The sequence below is a fragment of the Enterococcus raffinosus genome, assembly GCF_001886185.1.
In the GTDB taxonomy this organism is placed as follows: Bacteria; Bacillota; Bacilli; order Lactobacillales; family Enterococcaceae; genus Enterococcus_A; species Enterococcus_A raffinosus.
In genome coordinates this window covers 32,430-44,436 of record NZ_JXLA01000004.1, presented here as the reverse complement: position 1 = coordinate 44,436, position 12,007 = coordinate 32,430, and the positions used below count along the sequence as shown (strand labels likewise).

Annotated in this window: 10 protein-coding genes; 3 read left to right on the top strand and 7 right to left on the bottom strand. The window is 41.0% G+C overall.

The features are described 5' to 3' along the window. Nucleotides 1-24: 24 nt before the first annotated feature. Nucleotides 25-1,251, top strand: coding sequence for an MFS transporter (locus tag RV13_RS02805; protein WP_010747137.1), 1,227 nt, complete (start codon nucleotides 25-27; stop codon nucleotides 1,249-1,251). Continuing rightward, a complete protein-coding gene (locus RV13_RS02800) occupies nucleotides 1,166-1,807 on the top strand; it encodes a FadR/GntR family transcriptional regulator (RefSeq protein WP_028020540.1) in 642 nt (213 codons plus the stop codon). Before RV13_RS02805 ends, RV13_RS02800 begins: the two co-directional genes overlap by 86 nt. 18 nt (nucleotides 1,808-1,825) lie before the next feature. Here RV13_RS02800 and fni read toward each other — a convergent pair whose 3' ends face one another. The 4 genes from fni to mvk are packed head-to-tail and all read right to left on the bottom strand — an operon-like array spanning nucleotide 1,826 to nucleotide 5,871. Continuing rightward, the gene (fni, locus tag RV13_RS02795; protein WP_060789102.1) at nucleotides 1,826-2,869 is read right to left on the bottom strand and encodes a type 2 isopentenyl-diphosphate Delta-isomerase; all 1,044 of its coding nucleotides are present in this window, start codon (nucleotides 2,867-2,869) and stop codon (nucleotides 1,826-1,828) included. Further along, on the bottom strand, nucleotides 2,859-3,947 hold the full coding sequence (locus tag RV13_RS02790; protein ID WP_010747134.1) for a phosphomevalonate kinase: 1,089 nt from the start codon (nucleotides 3,945-3,947) through the stop codon (nucleotides 2,859-2,861). Before RV13_RS02790 ends, fni begins: the two co-directional genes overlap by 11 nt. Continuing rightward, nucleotides 3,948-4,937: a diphosphomevalonate decarboxylase gene (gene mvaD / locus RV13_RS02785; protein WP_028020538.1), complete on the bottom strand. Its 990-nt coding sequence runs from the start codon at nucleotides 4,935-4,937 to the stop codon at nucleotides 3,948-3,950. After that, the gene (mvk, locus tag RV13_RS02780) at nucleotides 4,930-5,871 is read right to left on the bottom strand and encodes a mevalonate kinase (protein WP_010747132.1); all 942 of its coding nucleotides are present in this window, start codon (nucleotides 5,869-5,871) and stop codon (nucleotides 4,930-4,932) included. Before mvk ends, mvaD begins: the two co-directional genes overlap by 8 nt. A 383-nt stretch (nucleotides 5,872-6,254) precedes the next feature. Here mvk and RV13_RS02775 point away from each other — a divergent pair, with 383 nt between their 5' ends. Further along, nucleotides 6,255-6,911: a deoxynucleoside kinase gene (locus tag RV13_RS02775; RefSeq protein WP_028020537.1), complete on the top strand. Its 657-nt coding sequence runs from the start codon at nucleotides 6,255-6,257 to the stop codon at nucleotides 6,909-6,911. Nucleotides 6,912-6,936: 25 nt separating this feature from the next. Here RV13_RS02775 and RV13_RS02770 read toward each other — a convergent pair whose 3' ends face one another. The 3 genes from RV13_RS02770 to RV13_RS02760 are packed head-to-tail and all read right to left on the bottom strand — an operon-like array spanning nucleotide 6,937 to nucleotide 11,999. After that, nucleotides 6,937-8,559, bottom strand: coding sequence for a glycoside hydrolase family 13 protein (locus RV13_RS02770; protein ID WP_010747130.1), 1,623 nt, complete (start codon nucleotides 8,557-8,559; stop codon nucleotides 6,937-6,939). Between the two features lie 2 nt (nucleotides 8,560-8,561). Continuing rightward, nucleotides 8,562-10,187 (bottom strand): glycoside hydrolase family 13 protein, encoded by a 1,626-nt coding sequence (locus RV13_RS02765; protein ID WP_010747129.1) that lies wholly within the window; start codon nucleotides 10,185-10,187, stop codon nucleotides 8,562-8,564. Between the two features lie 45 nt (nucleotides 10,188-10,232). Beyond that, entirely contained in the window at nucleotides 10,233-11,999 is a 1,767-nt protein-coding gene (locus RV13_RS02760; RefSeq protein WP_010747128.1) for a glycoside hydrolase family 13 protein, read from the bottom strand. Between the last annotated feature and the right edge of the window lie 8 nt (nucleotides 12,000-12,007).

Genomic DNA, 12,007 nt, shown 5'->3' with positions numbered 1-12,007 from the left:
ATATGAATTTGAAAGGAGTGCATCATGAAAAATAAAAAAATGATTTTTGTGGTATTTATCGTAGCGTTGAATCTTCGATTGGGGATTTCATCCATACCGCCATTAATTGGAATGATCAAGCAGGACTTGCAGCTGAACAATTTTCAAGTAAGTTTATTAACAAGTATTCCTGTAATATGCATGGGCATGATGGCGTTTGGTGTCAAACGAATGCAGCAACAATTCGGTCGTGATCGAAGCATTCTGGCTTGTCTTTTTTTATTGGCGATAGCAACCGCCAGTCGGGGAATATTTTCAAGTTATATAAGTTTAGTCATTTCTGCTATTGTCATTGGCTTTTCAATCGCAATCATCGGTCCCTTGCTTTCAAGCTTGATTAAGGAGTTTTTTTCAAAACAAACAGGCTTGCTAATTGGTATTTATTCAATCAGTATGGGGGTGGGGTCGGCTACGGCATCGAGGTTTAGTCTTTCGTTAGCTAAAAACACTTGGCCCTTTGCGTTAGGAATTTGGAGCCTGTTAGCTATTTTAGCGGGATTAATTTGGTTCGTTATAATGGGAAAGAAGTCTGTCCAAATGATGAGCTCAGTAGCTAAAGTAAAGGGTTTTCCACTTAGTAATAAGCAAGCTTGGAAGATGGTTCTATTTTTTTGCTTACAATCAGGCATGTTTTATGGAATGAGCACGTGGTTAGTCGAACTGCTTGTTCAAAAAGGTTTTTCTCGTGAGACAGCTAGTCAATACTTAACATTGTTTGTGATTGTGCAAATGCTTTTTAGTTTTGTTATTCCAGTATTGATGGACCATTGGGGAAAGATTCGAAATTGGATCATTTTTTGTGGCGTAATGATCGTTTTGGGGATAGTCTGCTTGATGATGAATGTCTTTTTTCTCTTGATTGTCGGTATTTTTCTGGTTGGTTTTGGTCTAGGCGGTTATTTTCCTATAGCGATGTTGTTGCCGCTTCAGGCTAGTGAGGATCCTTTAGAGGCAAGTTTATGGACAGGGATGATCCAATCTTTTGGCTACATTGTGGGTGGAATGATTCCGATTCTTTTAGGGATTTTTGTCGATATTTTTAAATCCTTCAACATCTTCTTATATGGTATGATTATTTTGTGTAGCGGGATACTACTACTGACAATTCAAGGAAGAGGCTATGAGAATGACGAAAAATCGCAATCTGGTGAACGAAACGATTCAACAGCTGGAGAATTACATTCAGCAAAAAGAGCTGATGATAGGAGATAAACTACCCGTCGAAAAGGAATTAGCTGAGATTTTTGGTGTTGGTCGTTCCACATTGCGTGAAGCGGTTAAAATTCTAGCTTTTAGTAATATTTTAGAGGTGAAGCAAGGTTCTGGAACTTTCATAAAAAATGGCATAATCGGTGAGTATTCAACGAAGGAGCTCTTGCAGGCACGATCTATGATTGAGACCCAAGCATCTATCATGGCAGCAAAATACCAAACGGATAAGGAAATGCTGGAGTTGAAAGAAGTGTTGTTTCAACGGAATCAGTTGCTGGAAGCGGGGAAATTTTCCGAATACATTGATGCAGATTTGACTTTCCATCAACAAATTATTGCTATGAGTCGTAATCCCTTTTTAATCAAGTGGTACAATGAGCTACTTCCTGATATAAAATTACATTTGAGTCAACAGGTCTTGCGAATGGAAGCGTATCAGGATAATACAAGTTTGCATAATAAGATTTATCGAGCATTACTTGATAGGAAAGTGGAAGAAGTTCAGGTGATGATTCAAAAAAATATTTTTATAGACGAAGAGGACGCAATCATTTGATCGCATCCTCTTTTTTGGCTAGCAGCGTACCGCTAATTTTTTATAATCAATTCCTCGAGCTTGGCACCATTCTTTTGGCGCACCGCTTAGAATAATAGGGTTATGAATCAAATCAGCTGTTGTAGCTTTATCCGTCATTAGATACAAACGATGCAGCTGTGTCTTCCAGTCTTCGATCAATTCAATTGTCGCATCAATGCCATTGCTTATAAGGTGATCTAAGATGGCTGCTGAAACGCCGACAGCCTTAGCACCTAAGCAGAGTGCTTTGAAGATATCATACGCGTCACGAATGCCGCCAGAAGCTAAAATGGTCATATCATCGATCGTTTGAGCTTCTAACAATGAGATAACTGTTGATTGACCCCAATCATCCAAATAGTCCAATTCACGTTTTTTCCGACGAGCATTTTCAATTTGAGAAAAGTTCGTGCCACCGCGTCCTGAGACATCTGCCGCTTGGGCACCAAGCAATTGCAGCTGCTGGATGGTTTCTTTGCTCATACCGAAGCCGACCTCCTTCACAATTACCGGAACAGATAATTGCTGGATGGTTTCTTCGATATTTTTTTGCCATTCATGAAAATCGTGATCGCCCTCAGGCATGACAAGTTCTTGTGGTACGTTCAGATGAATCTGCATGCCATCTGCTTGTAACAGGTTTACGATTTTTTTTGCATCTTCGCTGGTTCTTCCTGCTCCCATGTTACCTAAGATCAGGCCGTTGGGATTCACTTTGCGAACCACGGTATAGGAATCGGCAACACTAGGGTCCTTTAATGCTGCGCTAACTGAACCAGTAGCCATCATTAGGCCGGTTTCTCGAGCGATGATTGCTAAATCATGATTGATTTTTTTTGTTTTTTCACTGCCACCAGTCATGGCATTGATGTAGAAGGGGACACTGAGCTTTAGTCCTAAAATATCTGTGCTCAAGTCAATTTCTTCTGGACGTGTATTGACCAAAGAAGAATGAATGAGACGAATTGCATCGAAATCATTTTCTTTGGGTTTTTGATGAAAAGCTCTAGCTAATGAAACATGTTCATCCTTACGATTCATGGCGATCCTCCGTAAGATGGTAGACGTGTAAAGGTAACGGGGTGATGCCCGCTTTTTCCCACGAACTCATCAACGGTAAGATACCGGCACGTTTATCAACAATCACGATTCCGCAATCGCCACCGCCTGCGCCAGAAGATTTTGCGGCGCCGCCATATTTTTCTGCTAGGTCATTCAAGCGTTTCAATTCTTCGGTTTCAATGGATACGTTGCTTAGGCTAGTAAGCTGGTTTAATAAACTGCGGTTTTTGCGAATCATTTTTTGGATCAAAGCTATATCGTTTTGTTTGAAGCCTTGGATCATTAGATCTACGCAGTTTTTACTCTCGTTTAAGAAATTTTCATAAGAGTTTTTCTTTTCCTCACGGGATTGATGAACTTGATCCACTAAATCTGAAGTTGAGGCGGGACTGCCAGTCCAGCCAATCAATAAGCGCAAATCTTCGGGAACTTGCAAGGGTTCGATCTTTAGATTTGGCCAGTCACTTTCAATCAACGTGGTCATTTTTTCAGTAGCTAATTTATCCAATACCCAATCATGATCAAAGGTTGAAAATGCGAGCCAGCCGCCATAACAGCTAGCTGCAATATCGCCGCAGGAGCCGTTGCCTTGGACATTTAAGTGAGCTAGTGTGGCCAGCTTAAATAGTTCAAGTTGGGAAAGGTTTAAGTCGTAAAACGCGTTTAATGCTTTGACAGTAGCAACGGTTACAGCGCCGCTGGAACCTAAACCGTATTTTCGTCCATTGGAATTATCTAATTCGCTGGTAACCTTTAGGTCGAAGAAGGCTAGCTGCTTGCCTTTTTCTTGAGCGAATTTTTCAGTAAAGTGAATGGCAGCCAATATATAATGGAACGGATTGTCTCGAATATCTAAGACTAATTCATTTTTACGTCGTGTCCAACGAATCGGCATGTCGCTATATTGAGCGGATTGAATGCTGCCGCTTTTTTTAGCTGGACCAATAGAGACGGAAATGAATTGATCGATCGCAACGATGATTGCCGGATGTCCCGGTTCAACGACCGCATATTCACCGGCGATGTATAATTTTCCAGGTGCAGTCACTTCGATCATTTAATTCTCCTCCTCTGACAAGATTTCAATAGCAGGACCAGCATGAGCAACAACGATTTGTTGTGGGACAAAGTGGTCTTTTAAGGTATTTAACAACGCGTCTTCGTTTTTACGTTCAACTAGAATTTTGACATTAGGTCCAGCATCCATCGTAAAGTAACAAGCCAGCCCTTTTTGTCTGATCTGACGAACGAGATTCATCGCCTTCATACTTTCTGCTGACCAATAGGTAAATGGGGGAGTTGCCGCTAAAGTCGTTCCATGCATTTTTAAGGCACTGGCTTCAGTGACTTCTCCAAGAGCAGTAAAATCTTTATCCGCGATGGCTTTTCGTGCTTTATTAAGATCTTGCGGTACAGTCTGTAGCCAGCCGTCATAGAAAGCGGATGTTTCGACTGTTCGCTGCATACCGTCGCGGCTGGAGATGTCTTTTTGTGCGTCGTTAACCACTATGAAGAGCATACTAAGCTCGTTTTCAAAGCCGTCACTAGGAATGTTGATAGCAAAAGAAGAGTCATCGGAGTCGCCCTTTTGCCATTCAGCAAACCCGCCGTAAATGCTACGACAAGCAGAGCCTGATCCGCGACGAGCCAAACGGGATAATTCTTCTGGTGACAGGTCCAAATTTAGCGCTGCACTGGCTGCACCAGCTAAAGCGGCCAACCCACTAGCAGAAGAAGCCAAGCCAGCTGCTGTAGGGACAAAGTTTTGACTTTTGACAACTGCGGCCAAGTTAGTGTTTGCTTTAGCCCGCACTAAATCAAGAAAGCGACTCACTTTTAGGGTCGCTTTCGAATCCTGCAGTTGATTGTCTAGATAGAAGAGATCCTCGGACACGTCTTCTGAAAAAGTAACGCTTGTTTCAGTATAGAACGCATCCAATGTTAGTGATAAGCTGTTATTCATTGGAATGATCAGCTCTTGATTTTCTTTCCCCCAATATTTTATCAAGGCAATATTCGTATAAGCCCGAGCTTTTCCATTAAACATGCGCATAGACACCTAACCCTTCGATCCATGTATTTCGTGCGCCTGCATCCAATAGAATCTGTTGCAATTGTCGCCCGCTTGTTTCGTCTTCAGCTAAAGCAATCATGCAGCCGCCACGACCGCCGCCTGTTAGCTTCGCGCCTAAAGCGTGATTATCTAATGCCGTTTCAATCAAATGATCTAAATGCCGATTGCTTGTTCCTAATAAACGCAATAGACCTTGTGCTTGATTCATACAATCGCCTAAAATTTGTGGTCGATTTTGTAAAATGGCTTTTTGAGCCTGGGCAGTCAATTTACCCAGTGTTCGCATTTGCTTATTCGTTTCGTAAGGACGCATTTCCATCAGTTTAGCAATGTCCTTAACCGCTTTACGAGTCTGTCCCTTAATGCCGGTATCGGCCACTACTAAAAAGGCATCCATGTTCAATTGGAAGGGTTGGAAACCAATCCCTTTCTGATAAAGAATTGGTTCAGTACCGCTAATAGTGGTCGCATCAATCCCGCTAGGATTTCCGTGCGCCACAGCTTCTGCTTGATTTACGAAATGCAGCACATTTTCCTGAGTGGCTGGTTCTTCCATCCAATCAAAGACAGCACGAGTAATCGCAACTGCTACCGCTGCGCTAGAGCCCATTCCGCGTTCTGCTGGAATCGTACTTTCTATTTTTAAATAAAATGGTTCTGGAATTTTGAAATGCTTTACCAAATACCAAAGTAAGACCGTAACATTGCGCATTGTGCTGGGCGCTTCTGAAAGCGGTCCGTGAAAGAAACTGGATTCAATCCACGATTCTAATTTATTCGCGCGAATCGTTGCTTGGATTCCTGTTCCTGAAAAGGGAAAAGCAATCGCTGGTTCTCCATAGACAACCGAGTGTTCTCCCATTAATATAATTTTCCCACTGGCATAACCCGTGCCAATCGATTTCATTAAAAAAACCCCTATTTCGTTTTAGAGTAACTATTCCCCAAAAAATATTTCTTCAGTTTATTGCTGTCTGTTAATGATTTTAAAGCAATTATTTTTCTAGTGAAAGCAATACGTTTTTTTGTATTCCACCTGAATAAACAGGGGTTGATTTTTCTTTATAACGACTATTTATTTATTTCTCTTTTTCATTTTACTCAGAGAAAGCCGACAAGTAAACGAAACCCTTGAAAAGATTTTGAAAATCCACGATTTTTTAAACATTCCTTAGAAGAAGGAAATGCTTTTTTTTGGAAGTATTTCAATTGACGGCACAAGATATTGGGGGTATATTAGATAAGTTGAAAAAAACGCACTATATTTTGTATGAAATGAGTTGGAGGTTTATGAGCGTGATCGTATTAGCAGGAACCATTGGAGCAGGGAAATCAAGTTTGACCGCGATGCTGTCAGAGCATTTAGGCAGTCAAGCTTTTTATGAATCCATTGATGATAATGAAGTATTGCCGCTGTTTTATGCTGATCCAGAACAGTATGCATTTTTACTACAGATTTACTTTTTGAATAAACGTTTTGACAGCATCAAAAAAGCGATGCAGGATGATAACAATGTTTTGGATCGTTCGATCTATGAAGACTCATTATTGTTTCATTTAAACGCCGACCTTGGTCGTGCAACTGAGACGGAAGTGAAGGTCTACGATGAATTATTAGCGAATATGATGGAAGAGCTGCCTTACGCCGCTCACAAAAAACATCCTGATTTATTAGTGCATATTCGAGTTTCCTTTGAAACGATGATGGAACGTATTCAAAAACGTGGACGAGAGTACGAACAATTAGAATTTGATCCAACACTCTATGATTATTATAAAGAATTAAATAGCCGGTACGACCAATGGTATGAAGAGTACAATGAGAGCCCTAAAATTCAAATCGACGGTGATCGTTTGAACTTTGTAGATGATGCGGCGGCTCGTGATGAAGTGATTCGTTTGATTGATGAAAAAATTTTAGAAGTTCAAGGCGCAGTAGTGGAATAATCAAAAGATGCTTAACTCAATGGGGTTAAGCATCTTTTTTTACCGCTATCGCCTCGAAAGGACGTAATGTCACTGTTTTTTTCCACGATGGGTCGGGGTAATTTGCCAGTAATGTCGTAGTTGGTGTATTTATCCAACGGTTTGGCAGAGTAACAGATTGTGGCTGATCGCTCAAGTTAGTGATGACATAGGCTTCATCGGATACTGTTTTGCGTGTATAAGCCCAGACTGTCGGGTGTTTTGGCAATTCAATTTGATAACTTCCAGAAATAAAAACAGGCATTGATTTTCTCAATGAGATCAGCTTTTTATAGTAGTTGAGTGGAGAGAAAAGATCCGCTTGCTGCATAGCAACATTGATTTTGTCAGTGTTAGGATTTACCTTCATCCAAGGCAGGCTATTAGAAAAACCGCCGAAGTTATTCCAATGCATTGGAGTGCGAGAGTGATCCCGAGTCCAATGAGTGGTTAAACGTAGAGCTTCCTCAGGCGACAATCCTTGTTCAAGCCAAGCGTGATAGGATGCTAATGAATCTGTCGCGTTCACTTCATCGATCGATTCGAAAGGATAATTGGTCATCCCTAATTCTTGTCCTTGGTAGATAAAGGGTGTTCCTCTTAAGAGCATATAGGCAGTCGCTAGTGCGGATGCCGACTCACTTGTTCCGTTTCCAAAAACGGAGTTACTACGAGGGTTGTCATGATTATCGATATAAAGTGCATTCCACCCTATCGGCTGCAGGTCTTTTTGCCATCGTGACAAGACTTTTTTGAACCCTAAGAGATCGCCCACCTCTTGACCAGGTTCTCCGCTTCGAACTTGGTGTTCTAATTCAAAGATCATATCGATATAACCGTCTTCTTCATGTGTCCAAAAAGGAGCCTTCTTACTATTGACTCCGCTTGCTTCACCGACAGTCATAATGTCGTAGCTGCGGAAGATTTCTCGCAATTCAGACATATATGTTTCGATACCGGAGACATTCATGAAAGGTGCCCATGGATTATCGGTAATTTTAAAATCCCAAGGTTCTTTTTGAATGTGACTAATCGCATCTAAACGAAAACCGTCGATACCAAAATCGAGCCACCAGCGAATCATTTGATAGATTTCTTCTCGCACTACTGGATTTTTCCAGTTGAGATCAGGCTGTTCTTTTGCGAAAACATGGAAATACGCTTGCTTCGTTTGCTGGTCATAGGTCCAAGTTGATCCTCCAAAAAAACTTTGCCAATTATTAGGCATTTTTTCAGGGGTTGCATCAGCCCACAGATAATAATCTCGATAAGGATTTTCTCTGTCTTTTCTTGATTCGATGAACCAAGGATGCTGGTCACTGGTGTGGTTTACTACTAAATCCATGATGAGGCGAATTCCTTGCGCATGAGCTGCTTCGAGCAAGTTCTTCAAGTCCTCAAGTGTACCAAATTCGGGATTGATTGCTTGATAATCGGAGATGTCATAGCCGTTATCTATGTTGGGGCTTTGGTAGATAGGGTTGAGCCAAATAAAATCAATCCCTAATTCTTTCAAATAGGGAAGTTTTGACTGGATTCCTTTTAGATCACCAATTCCATCATCATTGCTATCCATGAAACTGCGGGGATAGATTTGATATCCTACAGCATTTTTCCACCATTTACTCATTATTAATCTCCTAGCTCTACTACAAAAGCATCCCAAGGAGCTAACTTAACAGTTTGCTCGCGAGGAATATCTGTTGTTAAGTTTGAAATAATCACTTTTCCTAAGTTTCCTTCTGGGAAAGTAAAGGAATGAGAAGTATTTGAGAAATTTGCGACGACCAACCATTGTTTGTCTTCGTAGATTCGAAGGTAGCTGTATACTTCATCCGCTGTGTCAGGCAGTAACTGATAATCTCCCCAAACCATAATCGGGTGCTCTTTACGTAATTGAATCAATTTTTGATAGGTATAAAAAATTGATTGGGGATTATGCAAAGCTTTTGTAACGTTGATTTTGGAATAGTTTGGTGAAACTGCGAGCCAAGGCGTTCCTGTTGTAAAACCAGCTTGAGGAGACGTATCCCATTGCATCGGAGTTCTCGCGTTATCTCTTCCTTTTTGATTAATCGCTTTTAAAAGTGTTTCCTTTGATTGTCCTGCTGAGAGCTGTTGGAAATACATATTCCGACTTTCAATATCCTCGACTTCTTCAATGTCAGTAACTACATGATTGGTCATGCCGATTTCTTCTCCTTGATAAATGTAAGGTGTGCCCTTCATGCAATGGAGTAAAATAGCTAGCATTTTTGCTGATTTCTCATGATAGTCCTCGTCATTTCCCCAACGAGAAACAATACGAGGGAGATCATGATTGTTCCAAAAAAGGGAATTCCAACCGTTATCACCTAATTCAGTTTGCCATTTTGAAAAAACAGTTTTCAATTCTTTAATCTGTAACGGTCGGCTGACCCACTTAGATTGTCCCGCTACTTCATCTAAACCAATGTGTTCAAACTGGAAAACCATAGATAATTCCTCGCGAGCAGGGTCAGAATAAAGTTTTGCGATTTCAGGCGTCGCTCCCCATGTTTCGCCAACAGTCAAAAGCTCTTTGTCGCCGAAGGTCGCGTGATTCATTTCCTGTAAGTATTTATGGAGCTTAGGTCCGTTACCAGTGATCTTTTTATCCGGAATCTTTCCAATCAAGTCAATGACATCCATCCGGAAACCACCAATGCCCTTATCGATCCAAAAGTTCATCATGTCGTATACAGCTTGCCGAACAGAAGCGTTTTCCCAGTTTAGATCGGGCTGCTTTTGGCTGAATAGATGGAGGTAATATTGTTTCGTTTTTTCGTCATATTGCCAAGCAGGTCCGCTGAAGATACTCTTCAAATCATTTGGATAAGTATTATTGACTGGGTTACGCCAGATATAAAAATCACGGTAAGGATTGTCCTTGGATTTTCGTGCTTCGATGAACCAAGGGTGTTCATCGCTAGTGTGATTGACGACTAAATCTAAGATAATTCGAATGCCGCGTTCTTTCGCTTCATGAATTAATTGCTCCAACTCTGCCATCGTGCCGAATTCTTGCATGATGGCTCGATAATTTGAAATATCATAGCCGTTATCATCATTTGGACTTTGGTAAACCGGACTCAGCCAAATGGCCTCAATTCCAAGTTTTTGCAGGTAATCCAGTCGTGAAATAATTCCCTTCAAATCTCCGATCCCATCGCCGTTTGTGTCTTGAAAGCTGCGTGGATAGATTTGGTAAACAACGACTTTTTGCCACCAGTGGCTCATAAACGTCACACTCCTATGAAAATGAGGAAAGGATCTAGCCTTCCGCTATTTTTTTAAAATTGCAAAACCATTCGGTTCAATCGTAATTCTATCGCTGTCTGCATCAGATAGATGTAGCATGATGGATTCGCCTAGAGAATGCTCAACGATTGGTAGATCACCTGTATTGAAAATGCCGATCATGCATTCATCTGGAATAGTTCTTGCAAAGATTAACGTTCCAGTATTAGGATCAACTTTCTGCCATTCTAGCGAGCCTTCGGAAAGAATGAATTGATTTTCTCGTCGAAAAGCGATCAATTCCTTTACAAATGCAAAAAGATTCAAATCCTGTTTTTTAGGATCCCAGACCATGCATTTTCGACAATCAGGGTCCATACCGCCATCCATGCCGACTTCGTCCCCGTAGTAAAGACAAGGAACCCCTTGTTGCAAGTAAAGAAACGCTAGAACTTGTTTCATTAGGTCTTTGTCGCCGCCGGCAAGTGTTAATAAACGAGGAGTATCGTGACTGTCGATCGTGTTTAACATCATTTGATTTGTTTGCTTGCGGTACAGTGTTAACTGTTCGTTTAGATTGCTAACTAATTTATCTAACGGAATCTTTTTCTCTAAAAAATAGTTCGTGATAGATTCAGTAAAGGCGTAATTCATCACCGCGGTAAATTCATCGCCTTGCAACCAAGGTTGTGAACTGTGCCAAACTTCTCCGAGTAGGTAGAAATCTTCTTTTAATTCGTGACAGGTCTCCGCGAATTTTTTCCAAAGATGATGATCCACTTCATTAGCTACATCTAACCGCCAAGCATCGATATCAAATTCTTGGATCCAATATTTTGCAATCGTTAAGATGTATTCCTGAACTTCTTTGTTTGCGGTATTTAATTTTGGCATATGAGGTGTAAAAGCGAACGTATCATAATTCATATCTTCCGCAACTTCAAAGTCGTCTGTTTTTGTATAATGAACGGGGAAAGAATGGATATGAAACCAATCTTTAAAGCGAGACTGCTCTCCTTTTTCTAGGACATCACGCCATTGCATAGAAGTATCGCCAATGTGATTAAACACCGCATCTAACATGACACGTATCCCGCGACGATGACACTCTTCGACTAATTTTCGAAAGAGCTCTTTATCGCCAAAACCAGGATCAATTTCTAAATAATCCGTTGTATCGTATTTGTGATTGGTAGGAGCAGTGAAAATTGGACAAAAATAAATGCCATTAATTCCTAGATCACTTAAATAGTCTAGGTGATCAATAACTCCTTGAAGATCTCCGCCGTAGAAATCTTGTCGTCCAGGAAATTCCTTACTAGCCCAAGGGAGTACATCTGCTGGATCGTTACTAGGATCACCATTAGCGAAACGCTCAGGAAAAATTTGGTACCAAACGGTTTCTTTTACCCACTGAGGTGTCTTGAAGCGATCGATCTCATGGAAAAAGGGCATACGGAAATAGTTATTAGCCATCAACAAATAGATTTCCTCAACAGGGAAAACTCCATGTTCTGTGAAAAAAACAGAGGTTTCGTCGTAGCCTGTAACGATGAAACCGTAACCCAGACGTCGGTGAGGAGCAGTAACATCAATTTCCCAATAATCATACAGATCAGTAGATAGGGTCTTTCTCATTTTTGCGGGTCTTTTATACCAGCGTTGTTTGTCTAGTTGATAGGGGTCTCCGTGGACTAATGAGACGTTTTTACAATCTGCCCGAGCGGTACGCAAACGTATATGCATTATTTCGTTTGTGTATAAATAGGCAAATTCACTTTCAGTGCGATGATAGATTGCTGCTGTGTTCATGTAAACCT

Bases quoted from the DNA above. Each gene is read 5' to 3' on its own strand.
- fni (WP_060789102.1), bottom strand. From the start codon at position 2,869: ATGAATCGTAAGGATGAACATGTTTCATTAGCTAGAGCTTTTCATCAA.
- mvaD (WP_028020538.1), bottom strand. From the start codon at position 4,937: ATGTTTAATGGAAAAGCTCGGGCTTATACGAATATTGCCTTGATAAAA.
- mvk (WP_010747132.1), bottom strand. From the start codon at position 5,871: ATGAAATCGATTGGCACGGGTTATGCCAGTGGGAAAATTATATTAATG.
- RV13_RS02770 (WP_010747130.1), bottom strand. From the start codon at position 8,559: ATGAGTAAATGGTGGAAAAATGCTGTAGGATATCAAATCTATCCCCGC.
- RV13_RS02760 (WP_010747128.1), bottom strand. From the start codon at position 11,999: ATGAACACAGCAGCAATCTATCATCGCACTGAAAGTGAATTTGCCTAT.
- RV13_RS02765 (WP_010747129.1), bottom strand. From the start codon at position 10,187: ATGAGCCACTGGTGGCAAAAAGTCGTTGTTTACCAAATCTATCCACGC.
- RV13_RS02775 (WP_028020537.1), top strand. From the start codon at position 6,255: ATGAGCGTGATCGTATTAGCAGGAACCATTGGAGCAGGGAAATCAAGT.
- RV13_RS02790 (WP_010747134.1), bottom strand. From the start codon at position 3,947: ATGATCGAAGTGACTGCACCTGGAAAATTATACATCGCCGGTGAATAT.
- RV13_RS02800 (WP_028020540.1), top strand. From the start codon at position 1,166: ATGACGAAAAATCGCAATCTGGTGAACGAAACGATTCAACAGCTGGAG.
- RV13_RS02805 (WP_010747137.1), top strand. From the start codon at position 25: ATGAAAAATAAAAAAATGATTTTTGTGGTATTTATCGTAGCGTTGAAT.